General features: G+C 55.1%; 16 protein-coding genes. 5 read left to right on the top strand and 11 right to left on the bottom strand.

The annotated features are described in order from the left end of the window. The first annotated feature begins 265 nt into the window (after positions 1–265). The gene (locus tag L383_RS12700; RefSeq protein ID WP_014884590.1) at positions 266–610 is read left to right on the top strand and encodes a YejG family protein; all 345 of its coding nucleotides are present in this window, start codon (positions 266–268) and stop codon (positions 608–610) included. Between the two features lie 3 nt (positions 611–613). Here L383_RS12700 and yejF read toward each other — a convergent pair whose 3' ends face one another. The 9 genes from yejF to L383_RS12745 all read right to left on the bottom strand — a co-directional run bounded on the left by yejF (position 614) and on the right by L383_RS12745 (position 12,206). Beyond that, positions 614–2,203 carry a microcin C ABC transporter ATP-binding protein YejF gene (yejF, locus tag L383_RS12705; RefSeq protein WP_023330938.1) on the bottom strand — a complete coding sequence of 530 codons (1,590 nt, stop codon included), beginning with the start codon at positions 2,201–2,203 and terminating at the stop codon, positions 614–616. A 1-nt stretch (position 2,204) separates the two neighbouring features. Then, positions 2,205–3,230 (bottom strand): ABC transporter permease, encoded by a 1,026-nt coding sequence (locus L383_RS12710; RefSeq protein ID WP_014884588.1) that lies wholly within the window; start codon positions 3,228–3,230, stop codon positions 2,205–2,207. Next, positions 3,230–4,324, bottom strand: coding sequence for a microcin C ABC transporter permease YejB (locus tag L383_RS12715; RefSeq protein WP_023330937.1), 1,095 nt, complete (start codon positions 4,322–4,324; stop codon positions 3,230–3,232). The genes L383_RS12710 and L383_RS12715 overlap by 1 nt, the downstream gene beginning before the upstream one ends. A 9-nt stretch (positions 4,325–4,333) precedes the next feature. Further along, the gene (locus L383_RS12720; RefSeq protein WP_023330936.1) at positions 4,334–6,139 is read right to left on the bottom strand and encodes an extracellular solute-binding protein; all 1,806 of its coding nucleotides are present in this window, start codon (positions 6,137–6,139) and stop codon (positions 4,334–4,336) included. Positions 6,140–6,213: 74 nt separating this feature from the next. Continuing rightward, positions 6,214–7,770, bottom strand: a complete 1,557-nt coding sequence (locus L383_RS12725; RefSeq protein ID WP_023330935.1) for a cyclic di-GMP phosphodiesterase — start codon at positions 7,768–7,770, stop codon at positions 6,214–6,216. 127 nt (positions 7,771–7,897) lie between these two features. Next, entirely contained in the window at positions 7,898–8,467 is a 570-nt protein-coding gene (gene mepS, locus L383_RS12730; protein ID WP_014884584.1) for a bifunctional murein DD-endopeptidase/murein LD-carboxypeptidase, read from the bottom strand. A 415-nt stretch (positions 8,468–8,882) separates the two neighbouring features. Then, positions 8,883–9,596 carry a phosphatase PAP2 family protein gene (locus L383_RS12735; protein WP_014884583.1) on the bottom strand — a complete coding sequence of 238 codons (714 nt, stop codon included), beginning with the start codon at positions 9,594–9,596 and terminating at the stop codon, positions 8,883–8,885. Positions 9,597–9,629: 33 nt separating this feature from the next. Beyond that, a complete protein-coding gene (locus tag L383_RS12740; RefSeq protein ID WP_014884582.1) occupies positions 9,630–10,616 on the bottom strand; it encodes a CobW family GTP-binding protein in 987 nt (328 codons plus the stop codon). Between the two features lie 123 nt (positions 10,617–10,739). After that, positions 10,740–12,206 (bottom strand): mannitol dehydrogenase family protein, encoded by a 1,467-nt coding sequence (locus L383_RS12745; protein WP_023330933.1) that lies wholly within the window; start codon positions 12,204–12,206, stop codon positions 10,740–10,742. 205 nt (positions 12,207–12,411) lie between these two features. On the opposite strand from L383_RS12745, the gene uxuA reads away from it, so the two are divergent. After that, on the top strand, positions 12,412–13,602 hold the full coding sequence (uxuA, locus tag L383_RS12750; RefSeq protein ID WP_014884580.1) for a mannonate dehydratase: 1,191 nt from the start codon (positions 12,412–12,414) through the stop codon (positions 13,600–13,602). A 116-nt stretch (positions 13,603–13,718) separates the two neighbouring features. Here uxuA and yeiP read toward each other — a convergent pair whose 3' ends face one another. Continuing rightward, positions 13,719–14,291, bottom strand: coding sequence for an elongation factor P-like protein YeiP (gene yeiP, locus L383_RS12755; RefSeq protein ID WP_014884579.1), 573 nt, complete (start codon positions 14,289–14,291; stop codon positions 13,719–13,721). A gap of 161 nt (positions 14,292–14,452) precedes the next feature. Between yeiP and L383_RS12760 the strand changes: the two genes are divergently transcribed. Next, positions 14,453–14,707 carry a YkgJ family cysteine cluster protein gene (locus L383_RS12760; protein WP_023330932.1) on the top strand — a complete coding sequence of 85 codons (255 nt, stop codon included), beginning with the start codon at positions 14,453–14,455 and terminating at the stop codon, positions 14,705–14,707. Here the strand turns inward: L383_RS12760 and setB are convergent. Then, on the bottom strand, positions 14,704–15,885 hold the full coding sequence (gene setB, locus L383_RS12765) for a sugar efflux transporter SetB (RefSeq protein ID WP_023330931.1): 1,182 nt from the start codon (positions 15,883–15,885) through the stop codon (positions 14,704–14,706). The two genes, L383_RS12760 and setB, sit on opposite strands and share 4 nt — an antisense overlap. Before the next feature lie 361 nt (positions 15,886–16,246). On the opposite strand from setB, the gene fruB reads away from it, so the two are divergent. Together fruB and fruK are read left to right on the top strand one after the other, a co-directional pair. Beyond that, entirely contained in the window at positions 16,247–17,377 is a 1,131-nt protein-coding gene (fruB, locus tag L383_RS12770) for a fused PTS fructose transporter subunit IIA/HPr protein (protein ID WP_023330930.1), read from the top strand. Next, a complete protein-coding gene (fruK, locus tag L383_RS12775) occupies positions 17,377–18,315 on the top strand; it encodes a 1-phosphofructokinase (protein WP_008500936.1) in 939 nt (312 codons plus the stop codon). Before fruB ends, fruK begins: the two co-directional genes overlap by 1 nt.

Raw genomic sequence — 18,315 nt, 5'->3', positions numbered from 1 at the left:
CCGACAGGGCCTTTTTTGTTGATACATATCAACCAAACCCGCGTTCGTTTATCCCGTGTTTGTTTATTTTATGTAAAATCTATTTATGTAAAAAGTCACATCATTGTATTCAAAAAGGTTGAGTTAGATCGCAGAAACGGGTACATATAGCGCCGACGCGAACCTCTATACCGATAAAAAAGCGCTGAATAGTGCAGGTTAGCGATGATGTGTTACTATAAATGTAAATAAATTGTGAAGTAAATTTTGCTTCCGGGGAACGAACGTGAATACATTACAACTCTCCATTGTCCATCGCTTGCCCCAGAGCTATCGCTGGTCGGCGGGTTTTGCAGGTTCGAAAGTTGAACCGATTCCGCAAAACGGCGCGGGCAGTGACAATTGCCTCGTGGCGCTCAAACTGTTGAGCCCAAGCGACGAAAATGCGTGGCGGGTGATGGAGCGTCTCAGTCAGGCCCTGACGGATATCGAAGTGGACAGCTCCGTACTGGAGTGCGAAGGTGAGCCGTGCCTGTTTGTTAAAAGCCAGGATGAATTTGCCGCCACCTGCCGTCTGAAAAACTTTGGTGTTGCGATTGCTGAGCCTTTTTCCGGCCAGTACCCGTTCTGAGCGCTAGTCTGCTGCCAGCAGCTGGCGCGTGTAGCTCTGCGTTGGCGCAGTAAATACGCGCTGGCATTCCCCCTGTTCGACCACCTCACCCTGTCGCAAAACAATCACCTGATGGCATAGCGCCCGTACCACCTGCAGATCGTGGCTGATGAAGATATAGGCCAGCCGATGCTTTTCCTGTAGCCCTTTCAGCAATGCCAGAATCTGCGCCTGGACGGTTCTGTCCAGAGAGGAGGTGGGTTCATCCAGAATAATCAGCTCCGGTTTCAGGATCAGCGCACGGGCGATGGCGATACGCTGGCGCTGCCCGCCGGAAAATTCCGCCGGATAACGGTGACGGGTATCGGGATCTAAGCCCACTTCGGCCATCGCCAGTATGACCTCCTGCTCACGCTGCTGCGCGTTCAGGCCGGGCTGGTGAACGCGCAAACCCTCTTCGACAATCTGCAATACGCTGAGCCGCGGGTTAAGTGAGGAGTTGGGATCCTGAAACACCACCTGCATACGCGGGCGCACCGGCAACATCTGGCGGCGGTTCCAGCGGTGCAGCGGCATGTCGTCAAAAAGGATCTCGCCCTGAGAGGCAATTAAGCGCAGCAGTGCCAGACCGGTGGTGCTTTTACCCGAACCGGATTCACCCACCAGCCCCAGGGATTCACCGGGACGCAGCGAGAAGCGGATATTTTTGAGGACCGGGTTTGGGTCGATGATACGCCGCAGAATGCCTTTGCGGATCGGGAAGGAGACGGACAAATCCTCAACGCGCAGCAGCGGAGTGCTGTCCGCCGTGAGCGGAACCGGGTCGCCGGAAGGTTCGCTGTTGAGCAGACGCTGCGTATAAGGGTGCTGTGGCGCGTTTAGCAGCGTGGATGCGCTATTCTGTTCAACGCATCGGCCGTTTTGCATGACCGCGACGCTGTCCGCCAGCTTTTTCACAATACTCAGGTTGTGCGTGATAAAAAGCAGGCTCATGTTCAGCTCGTCGCGCAGCTCCCGCAGCAGCGTCAATATTTGCGCCTGTACCGTCACGTCCAGCGCCGTCGTCGGCTCGTCGGCAATTAACAGTTCGGGCCGGGTGAGCAGAGCCATAGCAATCATCACTCGCTGGCGTTCACCGCCGGAGAGCTGATGCGGAAAATCATTCAGCCGTTTGGCCGCATTGCGTATGCCCGTCCGTTCAAGACAATCCAGTATTTCCCCCCGCGCAGCCTCTTTGCGCATGCCCCGGTGCAGAGACAAGACTTCATAGAGCTGTTTCTCCAGGGTATGCAGGGGGTTGAGAGAGACCATGGGCTCCTGGAAGATCATGGCAATTTTATTGCCGCGAATACCGCGCAGGGTATGTTCGTCGGCATGAAGCAGTGAACTGCCGTGAAAAAGAATATCCCCCTGCGGATAGCTCGCCGGTGGTGAAGGCAGCAGCCGCAGGATAGAGAGCGCTGAAACACTCTTACCTGAACCGGATTCCCCCACCAGGGCCAGCGTTTCACCTCGCTGGATCTGCAGCGACAAATCGGTGACCACGGTGCGCGTCTCACCCTGTTTCGAGAAAGCAATCGACAGGTTATCAATACTGAGAAGAGGCTGGGTCATCTTATACCGCCTTATTGGGGTCAAAGGCATCGCGCACGGCTTCGCCAATAAAAATCAGCAGCGAAAGCAGCACGGCCACGGAAAGAAAGGCGGTGATGCCTAACCACGGTGCCTGAAGGTTATTCTTGCCCTGCAGCAGCAGTTCGCCGAGCGACGGTGAGCCCAACGGCAGGCCAAAGCCCAGAAAATCCAGCGAGGTGAGGGTGGTAATGGAGCTACACAGAATAAACGGCAGGAAGGTGAGCGTGGCCACGACGGCATTAGGCAGCATATGGCGGAAGATGATCCCCCGGTCGCTCACCCCAAGCGCCTGCGCGGCGCGAATATAGTCGAAATTACGGGTGCGCAGGAACTCCGCCCGCACGACACCCACCAGCGCCATCCAGCCGAACAGAACGGTGATGCCGAGCAGCCACCAGAAGTTCGGCTGTACCACGCTGGACAGCAGGATGATCAAAAATAGCGTTGGCATACCGGACCAGACTTCGATGATACGCTGGCCCCACAGGTCAATTTTCCCGCCGTAGTAGCCCTGAACGGCACCCGCCACCACGCCCATCACGCTGGAGAAGAGTGTCAGCATCAGCCCAAAGAGAATTGAAATCCGTGTGCCATAGAGAATGCGTGCCAGCACATCACCACCGTTAGCGTCCGTCCCCAGCCAGTTTTGCGTCGAGGGCGGGGAAGGGAAGGGGGTCGTGGTGGCAAAGTTTATGCTGTTCGCACCAAAACGCACCGGCGCCCAGAGGGCCCAGCCGTGCTGCTCAATCTGCTGGCGCAGCCACGGATCCTGATACTCCGCCGGTGTTGCAAACGGGCCACCAAAGTCGCTTTCACTGTAGTTAGCCAGCACCGGCACATACCAGCGGTCGTTAAAATGCACCAGCAGCGGTTTGTCGTTGGCGATAAGCTCCGAACACATGCTCAGGACAAACAGGACGGCAAAAATCCACAGCGACCAGTAGCCGCGACGGTTGTGGCGAAAACGGGCCCAGCGGGCCTGGTTGACGGGGCTTAAACGCGGCATCAGCGGCCCTCAAAATCAATTCGGGGATCGACCAGCGTATAGCTGATATCGCTGACGATATTCAGCAGCAGGCCAATCAGGGTGAAAATATAGAGTGTGCCAAACATCACCGGATAATCACGCGACACGGTGGCCTCATAGCCCAGCAGCCCCAGACCGTTGAGCGAGAACATCACCTCTATCAACAGTGAGCCGGTAAAAAACATACTGATGAACGTGGCGGGAAATCCGGCAATCACCAGCAGCATGGCGTTGCGGAAGACGTGTTTCCACATAATCTGCTTCTCGCTGACCCCTTTGGCGCGGGCCGTGACAACATACTGCTTGCGGATTTCATCGAGAAACGCGTTTTTGGTCAGCATGGTCAGAGCGGCAAACCCACCGATCACCGTGGCCAGAACCGGCAGCGTGATATGCCAGAGATAGTCGGTGATTTTCTGATACCACGGCAGCGTGCTGAAATCGGCGGAGACTAAACCTCGTAGCGGGAAGATGTCGAAATAGCTGCCCCCGGCAAAGAAGACGATCAGCAGGACGGCAAACAGGAACGCCGGGATGGCATAGCCGATGATGATGAAGGTGCTGCTCCAGATATCGAAGCGGCTGCCGCTGTAAACCGCTTTACGGATCCCGAGCGGGATAGAGACCAGGTAGATAATCAGCGTTCCCCACAGCCCCAGCGTGACCGAAACCGGCAGGCTTTGCTTGATCAACGTTAACACTGACGCACTGCGAAACAGGCTATCGCCAAAATCAAAGCGCATATAATCCCAGAGCATTTTGAAATAGCGCTCGTGAATCGGCTTATCGAAGCCGTAGCGGTGGGTGATCTCGGCGATCACCTCAGGATCAAGCCCGCGCCCGCCGCGATAGTGGCTTTCACTGATATTCCCCACGCCGGTACGCGCATGGCTCGCGCCCATGCCTTCTCCGCCGCCGCCGGGCATGCCGCCGCTGTTACCAAACTCAATAGCAGCAATCGCCTGATCGACCGGGCCGCCGGGGGCGATTTGCACGATAAAAAAGTTAATGGTGATGATGGCCCACAGCGTGGGGATGACCAGCAGCAGACGGCGAATCAGATAGGCACCCATGATGATTCCTTATCGCCGCTCAGCGGGCAGTCTGGCGGCTTTATTGACGTCATACCACCAGGTGTCAAAGCCCAGCGAGTAGACAGGGCGCACGGCAGGTACGGAGAATTTATCCCAGCGTGCCAGACGGTCTTCGCCCATATACCACATGGGCAGCATGTAGTAGTTCCAGGTTAAGACCCTGTCGAGGGCACGGCCGAGCGGCAGGAGTTTTTCTTTATCGCCCTGCGCCGCCACAATTTTCGCAATCAGCGCATCAATCGCCGGGCTTTTTACGCCTGGCGCATTGTATGAGGAGTCGATGTAGCTGGAAGCCCAGGAAATTTGCAGGTCCGAGCTCGGCCACGGCTGAGCCGGCCACAGACGCTGCATCATGTCGTAATCACGGTTGCGCATGCGGTTGGTGATCTGCGCGTTATCGACCTGGCGAATGTTCATGGTAATCCCCAGTCGCTCCAGGTTGTGCTTAAACGGCAGTACCCACTGATCGTTGCCCCCGGATGAGAGCAGCAGCTCAAAGCTGAGAGGCTTACCCGTTTTGGCATCCACGCGCTTTTGATTTTTAAGGTGCCAGCCCGCCTCATCCAGCAGCTTGCTGGCCTTAAGCAGGTTGTCGCGGTCGTAGCCGTCACCGTTTGAGGCCGGGGGCTGAAAGACCGTGGTAAACACCTCCGGCGGCACTTCCGCCTTCAGCGGGGCCAGCAGAACCAGTTCGTCGGCTTTCGGATAATCACGCGCGGCATATTCCGTATTCTGGAAATAGCTGTTCGCACGGCTGTAAGCCCCGTAAAACAGCGCTTTGTTCATCCATTCAAAATCAAAGGCCAGGGAAATCGCTTCCCGAACGCGGCGGTCAGCGAATACCGGACGCTGAATATTAAACGCCAGCCAGCGCGTGTCCTGGGCGGATTCGTTTTTCTGCTCGTCTTTAACGATATAGCCTTTCGCGAAATTCTTGCCGATATAACGGGTCGCCCAGTTTTTCGCGCTGCTCTCCACGCGTAAATCGAAGGCGCCCGCTTTGAACGCTTCAAATGCGACATTATCGTCAAGGTAGTAATCATAGCGAAGGGTATCGAAATTCCAGCGCCCACGGTTTACCGGCAGGTTTGCCGCCCAGTAATCTTTCACCCGGGAATAGACCACGTACTGCCCCATGCGCCAGTCGGTGATGCGGTAGGGGCCGCCGGCCAGCGGCGGCGTGGAGAGCGGGTCGCTGAGCTTATGCTTTTTCCAGAACGATTCAGGCATAACCGGCAGCGAAAACAGGCTGAGCATATTCTCTTTATTCGGCTCGCTCAGCTCAATGCGCACGGTCAGGGGGGCAATGGCGCGCACCGTTGCGCCTTTATACACAATGCGGAACTGGGGTACGCCTTCGGTCATAAATTTATGAAACGTAAAGGCCACATCGCTGGCCTTAACCGGCGTGCCATCGTGAAAACGGGCCCGGGGGTTGAGCGAAATTTCGGCCCAGGCGAAGTTATCCGCGTAGCGGACATTATCAGCAATCAGCGGATAGTAGCTGCCGGGTTCATCATCGGAGGTCACAAAAAGCGTATCGTAAAGGGATTCCGTTCGCGCCGCCGCGACGCCACGCAGGGCGAAGCGGTTAAAGTTGTCAAATGTTCCCGTGGCGGAGAGCGTGACCTTTCCGCCTTTGGGGGCGGCAGGATTGACGTAATCGAAGTGCGTAAAATTGACCGCGTACTTTGGCTCGCCAATCACGGCGAACGCGATGTTTTCTTTGATGGTTTGCGCCTGGCTCGACAGGCTTGCTAATACCAACAAAAGCAACATGAAGCGCATAAACATCTCGCGGCGGCTCCCTTTTTTACAGACCGGCTCAGTTAAGCTGAATAATAAGTGACGTCACAGGCAATGTGAAATTATTCGGCCTGAGACGACACCTTATTTTGCCAGGTGCGGAACTGTTCCAGCGGCATAGGACGGCTAATCCAGTATCCCTGCAGGAAGTGGACGCCATGCTCACGCAGCCAGGCAGCCTGTTCCGGCGTTTCCACCCCTTCCGCAACGGTTAACATATTCAGCTTTCTTGCCAGCGTCAGCACAGCATCCAGCACCGGAGAGGTGACGGTTTCGGTGCCAATTGCGTTGACAAACCCACGGTCGATTTTCAGGTAGTCCATGGTGAAATGTTCAAGATAGATCAGCGCACTGTGGCCGGTACCGAAATCATCAATGGCGATTTCGAATCCTTCGTTATGTAGCCATTCGAAGAGGCTGCTGGCTTCCCGATGGTTAAGCATGTCGCGCTCGGTGATCTCCAGCACGATCTGGAAGTAATCTGGCGGCAGTAAGCTTTTGAAGGTGCGCATATCATCTTTGAAGCTTTCCGCATGCAGATGCCCCGGCGCGATATTGATCCCCAGTTTTGCGCCCGGCGGCAGCACGGTTTGTAACACCGGCGCATCGCGAATGATGAGGTCAAACAGATGCAGCGTCAGCGGGACAATCAGCTTTTGCGCTTCGGCAAAATTGATAAAGGCGTCCGGTGGGATCTCACCCATGGTCGGGTGTTTCCAGCGCATCAGCACTTCAACGCCCCGCATCTGAAGTGCATCCGTATCCACCACTGGCTGATAAACCACATAAAACTGACCGCGCTTGATGGCGCTCAGAATTTCTTTGCCCGGGTTGAGACGCAGGGTGAGGATGTAGAAGTTAAGCGACCCTGCCGCAATCCCGCATAACAGTCCGAAGAACAGGGCGAAGAGGATCTCGTCGCTCGTCCACTCCCTGGCGTACAGTTTGATGGTCAGAGGGACCTCAGTGAGCGTCGCGATGCGCGCAGGCGTTTGATGTAAATCACGCGCCCTGACGAGGGTGCTTGAGGCGGTGGATAATGCATTGTCGCCGATGATAATCGCGATGCCGGCAAACTCTTCCTGGCGCGCGGTATAAAGCAGGTACGGCGTCAGGTTGAGATTCACCGAGGTGAATACGCCGCCGTCCTTCACTAACGGATTACGATACCAGATGGCAATGGCGGGTCTGTTGGGCAGCATGGGCGTGCCGGGCAGCAGTGCGATATCAATCTGCTTGTTGATGTGCAGTTCGGGTATCAGCTCCTCCATCGGCGTATTCATCGGCCCTGTGGCTGACGAGCAGAACGCCATTTTGTTTCTGACCAGCAGAAAGGCGCGCACGTTGATGCTGAAGGCCGCGCGCGAGGTAAGCTCCGCGTTAACGTCCTGGCAATTATTCAGCGTGAGCGGCTGGAGTACGTCGATCGAGGTTTTCAGCTCCTCGAAATAGTTCTCCATGTAGATGCTCACATCCTTAATTAGCGTATCGAATCGGATTTCCCGCTTATGGTAGCTCCAGAAAAATTGCAATGAGCCCAGTAGGATAGCCGCGATCAGGCCGGTAATAATGCTGAAAAACAGTATCTTGCGATGACTGGCGAAGTAGCGGGTGAGCATAAACGTCGTGATTCCTGAATTGCCGCTGATTATATTCAGTGTAACGGGCAAAAAAAAGCACCGCCTAAGCAGTGCTTTTTTTTATTATATCGCCAGCCAAGGGATAACCAGCGATACAATCATGATATTAACTGCGTGTCAGTACGCGGCGCGCTTCGTTGTAGCGCTTCTTCCAGTACGGTTCGTTCATGCTGGAGATGGTGACGCCGCTGCTGGTGGAGGCATGTACAAACTGGTCATTACCAATGTAGATGCCAACGTGTCGACCTGTTGAACCAGCACGGAACAGAACTAAGTCACCGGTGCGCAGTTTGGTGCGGGAAATTGACTTGCCCATCTCCTGCTGTTCGTAGGTTGAACGCGGAAGATCTAATCCAAATTGCTCACGGAACGTACGTTGTACAAAACTGGAACAGTCAATACCTTTTTTAGTATTGCCGCCAAGACGATAACGCACGCCTTTCCAGTCAGCATACTGGTCCATAATACGGGACTTCACGTCCAGATTACGTACCATATTTTCAAATTCATCCTGAGAAGCTTGCAGTGAAGAGGAATCTTCCGTTCCCACAACACGCGTCTCAGGATGCATATTCTTTGCGGTGTTCGATGTACTACATGCAGATAACAGTACCGCGACTGCTATCGCCGGGATCCCCCGTAAGATATATCTCAGAAACGGTTGAGATTTGACCATTTTGTTTATTTTCCCTTGAAGTCCTTAACGACAAATATCGTTATAAAAATGCCAAACGTGACGAGACTAATTATCTGTACACAATGAGACAATTGTTTCTGATGACATTTGTGGCACAGCGCACAAAATTATTCACCATCGAAATAATTATCCCTATGGGGCAAAACGAGTTCGAGATTAACCGATTGCCTGGGGTATTGCGAGTAAAAAAAACGTTTTTTTTATAAGAAATTGTGATACAGAAAGTAAAAATGGGCAATTGCTCAAAATAGCGACAGAACCGCAGCGTTATCGCGCAATTGCTTCATTTTTATCATGAATACGATGACGAGAATATGACAGCGTGAAAGGATCGGGGGGCGTGATCTATCAGGGATCGCAATGATCCCTGACGGTTAACGTTAAAAAACGGTAGTTATTTGTTTAATACTTGTTGCTTTCTGCGCGGGAGATAGCGATCAAAAACGGCAATCAGGCGATCGCTCAAGGGGGTCATCAGCACCCACGGCAGACCAATCAGCACTGCTGAAAGAGAACCCACGACAATATCCGTCAGCCAGTGAGCGCCAATCATCACGCGCGGGAAGGCAAATATCACCACAATAAGCAGGGCAATAGTGAATGCCTTCTTGCCGAAATAGCGCAGCATGAAACCCGAAAAAATAAGCAGCATCATGCCGTGATCGCCCGGAAAACTGTCTTTCGACGCATCTTTCGTTGGAATATGCAGCAATTCGCTGACGCGGTAAATATTCGGGAAAGAGAGCGACGGGCTGGCGCGTTTTACCGGCATCAGATGTTGCGCCAGCTGATTAATAACCACCGCAGCCAGAAGCATCACCAGACCGATAATCAGGATACGGCGACGCCCTGTGCCATCCTCTTTGAGCCAGAAAGAGAGCATCAGACCACCCATCGCCAGCAAGGAAATGCCGTCGAAGGCGCGGTTGTTGGTGATCGCCACCAGCCACAGAAACGCATCGCTCTTCACCAGCGCCTGGTTGAAGAAATGAAACAGGCCTGAATCCAGCGGGAACCAGAAACCGTGATTCGCCGGGATATACCAGGAGAAAAAGAGCGCCAGACCGGCGACATTAAGCAGTAATATCAGGGGAAATCGAGTTGTCATAATGTTCAGCATAGAGTGAAAACTGGGGCAACGTTAGCCGCCTGAACTTAAACGAAGCTTCAACAGGCTGGACTGCAGGGCATTCCAGTCGGCGTTAACCGCACTAATTAACTCTATTCGGCTATCCGGCGGCGCGACGTTTTGCGTTTCGATAAAGAAATCCTCGCCCTGGCGGTTGATCCGCACCAGCCCGTCTGGCGTGCGCATAATGCCTTTTACGCGATCAACCGGCGCAAGTCTGGCCCACTCAAGGATGCCTATGGTGTCGAAAACCGTATCGGCATCGAAAATCCATCCGCAGGCCTGATATCCCTGGCCGCTATTCAGATTACGCCGCCAGCGCTGGTGCTCTGGCAGGCTAAGCGCCGCCAGTCCCTGTTTAACGGGATGGTGATGAGCATGCTCTGCGCTGGCCGGAAGTTCCGCCAGATTCTGGCGAGGCAGGTCGAGCAGGGCGCTATCGATTTTTCCCTGGGTGGTCTGCACGCGGGTACGATTGCCGCCGAAATGTTGCCACCACGCCTCAAGCGCGGCCTGGCTTTCCGCCGTGGCGCGATCTTCTTTATTAGCGACAATAACGTCCGCCGAGGCGAGCTGATCGCGGAAGTTCTCATTGGCCACCGCTTTTTCATCAAGCAGCAGACGCGGGTCGAGCAGGCACAGGGTGGCGCGCAGATCGATCCACGGCTCGTAGACCGGTGCGGTCAGCAAATCGAGGATCTGCTTCGGATGGCCCAGACCGGTAGGCTCAATCAGCAGGCGGTCCGGTTTACCCTGACGCAGCAGCGTATTGAGCCCGACCTGCATCGGCAGGCCATTGACGCAGCACATGCACCCGCCGGGGATCTCTTTAATCATTGCGCCACTCTCTGACAGCAGCGCACCATCAATGCCCACTTCGCCAAATTCATTGACCAGTACGGCCCATTTTTCTGCAGGATCTTTATTCGCCAGCAGATGGAGAATTGAGGTGGTTTTACCGCTGCCGAGAAAACCGGTGATGAGGTTCGTTTTGGTCACATGCACTCCAGTCGAGAATTGTGATGCTATAACACTATTCTCTTATCCTGGCGAAAAACGTACCCAATGAGAAGGGGAAGGGCGAACGGCGGCGACGTCCGTTCGCGTTAAGCGCAATAATCGTTAAATATTTAACGTTTCTATAACAGCCTGACGGGCGCCGCGGCGGGTGATGCGCGCGTATGCCTCGCTTACCGCCTCAACAAATACGCTATTCTGGGGGAGATCGTGGCCAAAGACCTCGCTCAGCCCCAGCAGCGCGTTAACGCGGTCAGCGTCGTGGCTGGCCCCGACAATCGCGCGAATTTTATCGCTGAGGGGATCGCGAACATCAATCGCATTGCCGCGTTCGTCGGTACCGCTGACGTACCGTATCCAGCCGGCAACGCCCAGTGCCAGAAGAGGCCAGTCGGTATTTCGCTCAAGGTGGATGCGGATGCCATCCAGCATCCGTTGCGGCAGTTTCTGGCTACCGTCCATCGCAATCTGCCAGGTCCGGTGTTGCAGCGCCGGGTTGGCGAAGCGCGCAATCAGGCTGTCGGCATAGGCGGTCAGGTCCACATCCTTTATACGCAGCGTAGGCGCCTGCTCCTCCAGCATTAACCGCCGGGCGGCTTCACGGAAGGCGGCATCCTCCATACATTCATTAATATGCGCGTACCCGGCAAGGTATCCCAGATACGCCAGGAAAGAGTGGCTGCCGTTGAGCATGCGTAATTTCATCTGCTCCCACGGCAGAACGTCCTGCACCATCTGGACACCTGCCACTTCCCACTCCGGACGCCCGGCAACAAAATTATCTTCCACCACCCACTGAATAAACGGCTCGCAGCTGATGGCACACGGATCGTCGACGCCGAGCGCATCGGCGATTTCTGCAAGCGAGGCCTCCGTCGCCGCGGGAACAATTCTGTCGACCATCGTGCCCGGAAAACTCACGTGGCCTTCGATCCACTCCGCCAGCGCCGGGGAACGTTTCTGCGCTATGCCAAGCACGGCATTTTTCACCACGTGGCCATTGTCAGGAATATTGTCACAGGAAAGCACGGTAAACGCTGGCAAACCTCGCTCGCGGCGGCGATGTAGCGCCTCGACCAGGATCCCAGGCGCAGAATGCGGTTCGGCGGGGTTGTCCAGGTCGCGCTGGATCCGCGCGTTTTGTCGATCCAGCTTACCGGTCGCGGGATCGATGCAGTAGCCTTTCTCGGTGATGGTGAGCGATACAATCGCCACCTGGGGCTCACAAAATTTCTCAATAATGGCGGACAGGGAGTCAAGCTTTGCATTCAGGCATTCATGAACGGCGCCGACAATGATTGGCTGATTTCCTTCAGCACCTTTCTCCAGCACGGTAAACAGATGATCCTGCCCGCGTAGCTGGCCCATCAGCACATCGCCGCTAAAGAGGCTAATTTCACAAATCCCCCAGTCGCCGCCTTTTTCATTCAACACCCGGTTTGTTAACAGCGCCTGGTGCGCGCGGTGAAATGCGCCAAAGCCAAAATGGACGATCCGGGAGCGTAATTGCTTGCGATCGTAGCGAGGTTGCTGAACATGGGCAGGAAGCGAGGTGGAGGCAATTGTCTTCATGAAATACACACCTGATTAACCATTAATTAACAATGCCAGTGTAAAGTTATATGACAGCAAATAAAATTGGTGAGCCGTAAATATCCCCGTTCTGTGAGTTAGATCAATCAACGTGTGGCGGTATGTTGACCCTGCACGCTAAACATGTATGGTAGTCGTCATTGCAGTAACACATATTGGTATAACAACTTTAGAGGGTGAGGCAATGGAACAAACCTGGCGTTGGTACGGGCCGAACGATCCGGTTTCTCTTGATGATGTGCGTCAGGCTGGCGCAACGGGTGTCGTGACGGCGCTGCATCACATTCCTAACGGCCAGGTCTGGCCGGTTGAGGAAATTCAACAACGCCAGGCGCTGCTGGCGGAGAAGGGATTAACCTGGTCTGTCGTGGAGAGCATTCCGGTCCACGAAGATATCAAAACCCATTCCGGGGATTACCAGACCTGGATTGCGAACTACCAGCAGAGCATTCGCAACCTGGCGGCCTGCGGCATTGATACGGTTTGCTATAACTTCATGCCTATTCTGGACTGGACGCGGACCGATCTGGAATACCCGATGCCGGACGGCTCAAAAGCGCTGCGTTTCGACCAGATTGCCTTTGCGGCATTTGAGCTGCACATCCTGAAACGCCCTGGCGCCGACGCGGATTACACCGCTGAAGAGCAGCAGCAGGCGCTTCAATGGTTTAATGACGCGAGTGCAGCGGATATTGAAAAGCTGACCCGCAACATCATTGCGGGCCTGCCGGGCGCAGAAGAGGGGTACACGCTGGACCAGTTCCGCGCGCGTCTGGCGGAATACGGCGATATTGATAAGAACCAGCTGCGTGAAAACATGGCTTATTTCCTGCGCGCTATCGTACCGGTTGCGGAAGAAGTCGGCGTGCGTCTGGCCGTGCATCCGGACGATCCACCGCGTCCTATCCTCGGTCTGCCGCGCATCGTTTCCACTATCGAAGATATGCAGTGGCTGAAAGAGACGGTCAACAGCATCTATAACGGCTTTACCATGTGTACGGGTTCCTACGGTGTTCGCGCGGATAACGACCTGGTGCAGATGATTGAAGCCTTTGGCGATCGCATTCACTTCACGCATTTGCGCGCGACCTGCCGGGAGGATAATCCTAAGACCTTCCACGAAGCCGCGCACCTGGGCGGAGACGTTAATATGGTCGCGGTGGTCGATGCCATCCTGGCAGAAGAGGCGCGTCGTAAGCAGGCTGGCGATGTCCGTCCTATTCCGTTCCGCCCGGACCACGGGCACCAGATGCTGGACGATCTGCGCAAGAAAACCAACCCAGGCTATTCGGCGATAGGCCGACTGAAAGGGATGGCGGAAGTGCGCGGCGTTGAGCTGGCGCTGAAGATGACGAAATACCCGGAGCTTCTTTAAGTTCTGTTGCCCGGTGGCGCTACGCTTACGGGCCTACAAAAAAACCGGCCTGAGAGCCGGTTTTTGTGTTTTTGTAGGTCGGGTAAGGCGAAGCCGCCACCCGACAAACGCCGCGATCAGTCAGCGCGACCCATATAGCGTTTTTCTTCGATATGGATGCGGATTTTCTCGCCTGCGGAGAGGTATTCCGGCACCTGCACAACCAGACCGGTGGTCAGAGTGGCAGGTTTGTTGCGGGCACTTGCGGATGCGCCCTTGATGCCAGGTGCCGTCTCAACGATTTCCAGATCGACGGTCTGAGGCAGTTCCAGCGCCAGCAGCACGCCATCCCAGGTCAGAACCTGCATGTCAGGCATACCACCTTCAGGGATGAACAGCAGCTCTTCTTCAATCTGATCTTTGGTGAAGATATACGGGGTGTAATCTTCTTTATCCATGAACACGTACTCGTTGCCGTCGACGTAAGAGAAATCAACATAGCGACGGGTCAGGGTCACGGTATCGACAATATCGTCACCTTTAAAGCGCTCTTCCACTTTCAGGCCGGTACGCACATCGGCAAAACGCATTTTGTACAGCGTGGCAGCACCACGGGCGCTGGGAGCCTGAATGTCGATGTCTTTCACAATCAGCAGTTTGCCGTTGTAATTCAGTACCATACCTTTCTTAATTTCGTTCGCTCTTGGCATTGCAATAATCCTGTTTACGGGAGGTAAAAAATATCGCGCCAAATTACTCGTGCGCGGCCTTTCAGGCAAGCGGAATTCGTGGCTTTTGCTATCAACGCACAAAAGGTGTTACTGTGCGCCCGATGCCCGACTGCACGGGCTTCGTCACTGAGAGAGCATGTATGGATTGTCGTCCAGATTGCGGCGCGTGCTGTACCGCTCCGTCCATTTCAAGCCCGATACCCGGAATGCCGGAGGGCAAGCCCGCCAATACCCGCTGTGTTCAGCTCTCTGAATCCAACCTGTGTATGATCTTTGGTTCGCCCCTGCGCCCGAAGGTCTGCTCCGGGCTGCAGCCTGGGGTCGAGATGTGCGGCAGTTCGCGTGCGCAGGCGATGCTCTATCTGCTTGAGCTGGAAGCGCTCACCGCGCCTTAAACGTCTTTGATTCTCGCCAGACAGCCAATGGTCAGCGTACACATCACCAGCGCAATCCAGAACACCGTGTGGTAGTTCCAGATCTCAGCAACGATCCCGGCCATGGAGCCTGCAATAATCCAGCCCACGCGCGTGGTATTAGTATAAAGGGTGGTCGCTGAGCCTGCCTGGCCCGGCATTAGATCCTGGAAGTAGAGCATGCCAATCCCCGCCAGAATCCCGATATAGATGGCGTTCAGCAGCTGTAAAGCCAGCAGCAGCCCCGGCGTATGGACCGTCAGCATACCAACGTAGAACAGCAGCCCGGCGACGGCCGCGATGCGCATCAAAAAACGTTTTCCGAAACGCTTCGCGTAATAGCCCGCTATCAGCATGGTCGGGATCTCCAGACCGGCAGCGGTGCCCATCATTATGCCGGCCAGTTTCTCCGGCAGATGCAGTTCATCAATAATAAACAGCGGCATGTTAATGATATACAGGCTGTTGGTGCCCCACATCAGCGTGCAGATAATAAACAGCAGCAGGGCATCGCGACGATTACGGCGCGGGGCCTCCAGAACGCCTGTCACCACTTTGGGTTCTTTGCGCATTGACGGCAGGAAGCACCACACCATCGCACCGCACGCCACAAATGCGACCGCCGCGCTCAGGTACATCACCGTAAAGCCAAACCCCATCGCCAGCGCGTAAGCCAGCGGCGGGCCAATCACCCACGCCAGCGACACCTGAGCACGCAGGACCGAGCTGAACATCACCGCTTCACGCCCGGTATGGTCAGCATGCTCGCGGGCGAGGGCAAACAGCTGCGGGTTGGCGGTTGAGCCAAAGCTGCTCAGAAAAACCCCCACGAACAATAAAATGAAGTAGCTACGGTTCCAGGCAAACAAAACGCAGGCCAGGACGCCCATCAGGCAGCAGAAAACGATCAGGCTTTTACGATCGCCTTTTCGGTCGGAACGGCCCGCCAGGAACTGGCTTACCAGGATGCCGATAATGGCGCTCCCGGTAAAAAAGAAGCCAACCATCGCAGGACGGGCGTGAACCTCGTTGGTCAGGAATAAGCTCAGCGTTGGGGTTTGCAACGCGCCAGCAATGCCCGTGAAGAAGGCAACAATCAGGAACGCCGTTGACGTCAAATCGAAGGGCTTCGGCGAGGTGGCCGCAGGGGTGTTATGCATGTTTTATAATTAGCGAGTAACAGAGAGGGGCGGAGTTTACGCCGTTAGCTAAAAAATAAACAGTGGACGAGGTCAATGATGCCACGAAAAATCAAAATGGCATTTCAACTTCTCACCCTGCTGGCTGAACTTAGCTGAAATTGATTTGCTGAACTTCAGCAAAATTCAGCTGAATGCGGAAGAAATGTGCTGCATCTCTAAATTCTGAGATCGGAAATACGACTTTTCTTGCAAGACATTGCAGAAAGCGCAAGACTTTTTGAAACGTTTCAGCGCTATCTTGTTTTAGCAAACGGAGCAGGCTAGCGTATTTTTTCTCATGTAAGCTGAAACGATTCACTTTCAGCAGGAGAGGAGAACCATGTTCCAGTTATCTGTTCAGGATATTCACCCGGGCGCTCAGGCCGGGGATAAAGAAGAGGCTATTCGTCAGGTTGCCGCTGCCCTTGTGCAGGCAGGCAACGTCGCGGACGGCTACGTAAACGGTATGCTGGCGCGCGAGCAGCAGACCTCCACCTTCCTCGGTAATGGGATTGCCATTCCGCACGGTACAACAGACACCCGCGACCAGGTGCTGAAAACCGGCGTGAAGGTTTATCAGTTCCCGCAGGGCGTGCTCTGGGGCGAAGGTCAGGTAGCGTATGTGGCTATCGGCATTGCGGCCAGCAGCGACGAACATTTGGGCCTGCTGCGTCAGCTAACGCATGTCCTGAGCGATGACGCCGTGGCAGAACAGCTGAAGTCAGCGACAACCGCTGAAGAGCTGCGTGCCTTGCTGATGGGTGAAAAACAGAGTGAAGCGCTGAAACTGGATAATGACACGCTGACGCTGGATGTTGTGGCTTCGGATCTGGTCACGCTGCAGGCGCTGAACGCGGGTCGTCTTAAAGAAGCCGGGGCGGCTGATGCCACCTTTGTGACGCGTGTGATTAACGACAAACCGTTGAATCTTGGCCAGGGTATCTGGCTGAACGACAGTGCTGAAGGCAACCTGCGCAGTGCTATCGCGGTGAGCCGTGCAGCCACAGCGTTTGACGTTGAGGGTGAGCCTGCCGCCATGCTGGTCACCGTGGCGATGAACGATGAGCAGCCAGTGTCGGTGCTGAAGCGTCTGGGCGATCTGCTGCTGAATAACAAAGCTGAAAAACTGCTGAACGCGGATGCTGCCACCGTGCTGGCTCTGCTGACCAGTGATGACGCGCTGACGGATGACCTGCTGACCGCTGAGTTCGTGGTACGTAACGAACACGGCCTGCACGCCCGTCCAGGCACCATGCTGGTGAATACCATTAAACAATTCGAAAGTGAGATCACCGTGGCTAACCTTGATGGCACGGGCAAACCGGCCAACGGCCGTAGTCTGATGAAAGTGGTCGCGCTGGGCGTGAAGAAAGGTCACCGTCTGCGTTTCACCGCGCAGGGTGCTGATGCTGAACAGGCGCTGAAAGCGATTGGCGACGCCATCGCGGCAGGTCTGGGGGAGGGCGCATAATGAGCAGACGTGTTGCGACTATTACGCTGAACCCGGCATATGACCTGGTGGGGTTTTGCCCGGAGATTGAGCGCGGCGAAGTAAACCTCGTGCGTACCACTGGCCTGCATGCTGCGGGCAAAGGGATTAACGTCGCGAAAGTGCTCAAGGATCTCGGTATCGATGTCACCGTGGGTGGATTCCTCGGTAAAGATAACCAGGACGGTTTCCAGCAGCTGTTCAGCGAGCTGGGCATTGCTAACCGCTTCCAGGTCGTTCAGGGCCGTACCCGTATCAACGTCAAGCTGACGGAGAAAGACGGTGAAGTGACCGACCTGAACTTCTCTGGCTTCGAAGTCACCCCGTCAGACTGGGAGCGCTTTGTTAACGACTCCCTCACCTGGCTCGGTCAGTTCGACATGGTGTGCGTCAGCGGCAGCCTGCCGTCCGGCGTGAGCCCGGAAGCGTTTACCGACTGGATGACGCGCCTGCGTAGCCAGTGCCCATGCATTATTTTCGACAGCAGCCGTGACGCACTGGTTGCGGGTCTGAAAGCGTCTCCATGGCTGGTGAAGCCGAATCGCCGCGAACTGGAGATTTGGGCTGGCCGTAAGCTGCCAGAATTAAAAGATGTGATTGATGCAGCCCATGCGCTGCGTGAGCAGGGTATCGCTCACGTCGTGATCTCGCTGGGTGCAGAAGGCGCGTTGTGGGTTAACGCTTCTGGCGAATGGATTGCCAAACCGCCGTCAATGGAAGTTGTGAGTACCGTTGGCGCTGGGGATTCGATGGTTGGCGGCCTGATTTACGGCCTGCTGATGCGTGAATCCAGTGAACATACGTTACGTCTTGCCACCGCCGTTGCAGCCCTGGCCGTGAGCCAGAGCAATGTCGGTATTACCGATCGTACCCAGTTAGCCGCGATGATGGCGCGCGTTGACTTAAAACCTTTTAACTAA

This window comes from Enterobacter sp. MGH 37, from assembly GCF_000534515.1.
Lineage (GTDB): Bacteria > Pseudomonadota > Gammaproteobacteria > Enterobacterales > Enterobacteriaceae > Enterobacter > Enterobacter kobei.
Note: the sequence above shows the minus strand (reverse complement) of the source record. Positions and strands in the feature narration are given on the sequence as shown.

What these genes read in the sequence shown, in the direction of transcription:
- yejF (WP_023330938.1), bottom strand. Translation starts at nt 2,203, where the DNA reads ATGACCCAGCCTCTTCTCAGTATTGATAACCTGTCGATTGCTTTCTCG.
- L383_RS12710 (WP_014884588.1), bottom strand. Translation starts at nt 3,230, where the DNA reads ATGCCGCGTTTAAGCCCCGTCAACCAGGCCCGCTGGGCCCGTTTTCGC.
- L383_RS12715 (WP_023330937.1), bottom strand. Translation starts at nt 4,324, where the DNA reads ATGGGTGCCTATCTGATTCGCCGTCTGCTGCTGGTCATCCCCACGCTG.
- L383_RS12720 (WP_023330936.1), bottom strand. Translation starts at nt 6,139, where the DNA reads ATGTTTATGCGCTTCATGTTGCTTTTGTTGGTATTAGCAAGCCTGTCG.
- L383_RS12725 (WP_023330935.1), bottom strand. Translation starts at nt 7,770, where the DNA reads ATGCTCACCCGCTACTTCGCCAGTCATCGCAAGATACTGTTTTTCAGC.
- mepS (WP_014884584.1), bottom strand. Translation starts at nt 8,467, where the DNA reads ATGGTCAAATCTCAACCGTTTCTGAGATATATCTTACGGGGGATCCCG.
- L383_RS12735 (WP_014884583.1), bottom strand. Translation starts at nt 9,596, where the DNA reads ATGACAACTCGATTTCCCCTGATATTACTGCTTAATGTCGCCGGTCTG.
- L383_RS12745 (WP_023330933.1), bottom strand. Translation starts at nt 12,206, where the DNA reads ATGAAGACAATTGCCTCCACCTCGCTTCCTGCCCATGTTCAGCAACCT.
- uxuA (WP_014884580.1), top strand. Translation starts at nt 12,412, where the DNA reads ATGGAACAAACCTGGCGTTGGTACGGGCCGAACGATCCGGTTTCTCTT.
- yeiP (WP_014884579.1), bottom strand. Translation starts at nt 14,291, where the DNA reads ATGCCAAGAGCGAACGAAATTAAGAAAGGTATGGTACTGAATTACAAC.
- L383_RS12760 (WP_023330932.1), top strand. Translation starts at nt 14,453, where the DNA reads ATGGATTGTCGTCCAGATTGCGGCGCGTGCTGTACCGCTCCGTCCATT.
- setB (WP_023330931.1), bottom strand. Translation starts at nt 15,885, where the DNA reads ATGCATAACACCCCTGCGGCCACCTCGCCGAAGCCCTTCGATTTGACG.
- fruB (WP_023330930.1), top strand. Translation starts at nt 16,247, where the DNA reads ATGTTCCAGTTATCTGTTCAGGATATTCACCCGGGCGCTCAGGCCGGG.
- fruK (WP_008500936.1), top strand. Translation starts at nt 17,377, where the DNA reads ATGAGCAGACGTGTTGCGACTATTACGCTGAACCCGGCATATGACCTG.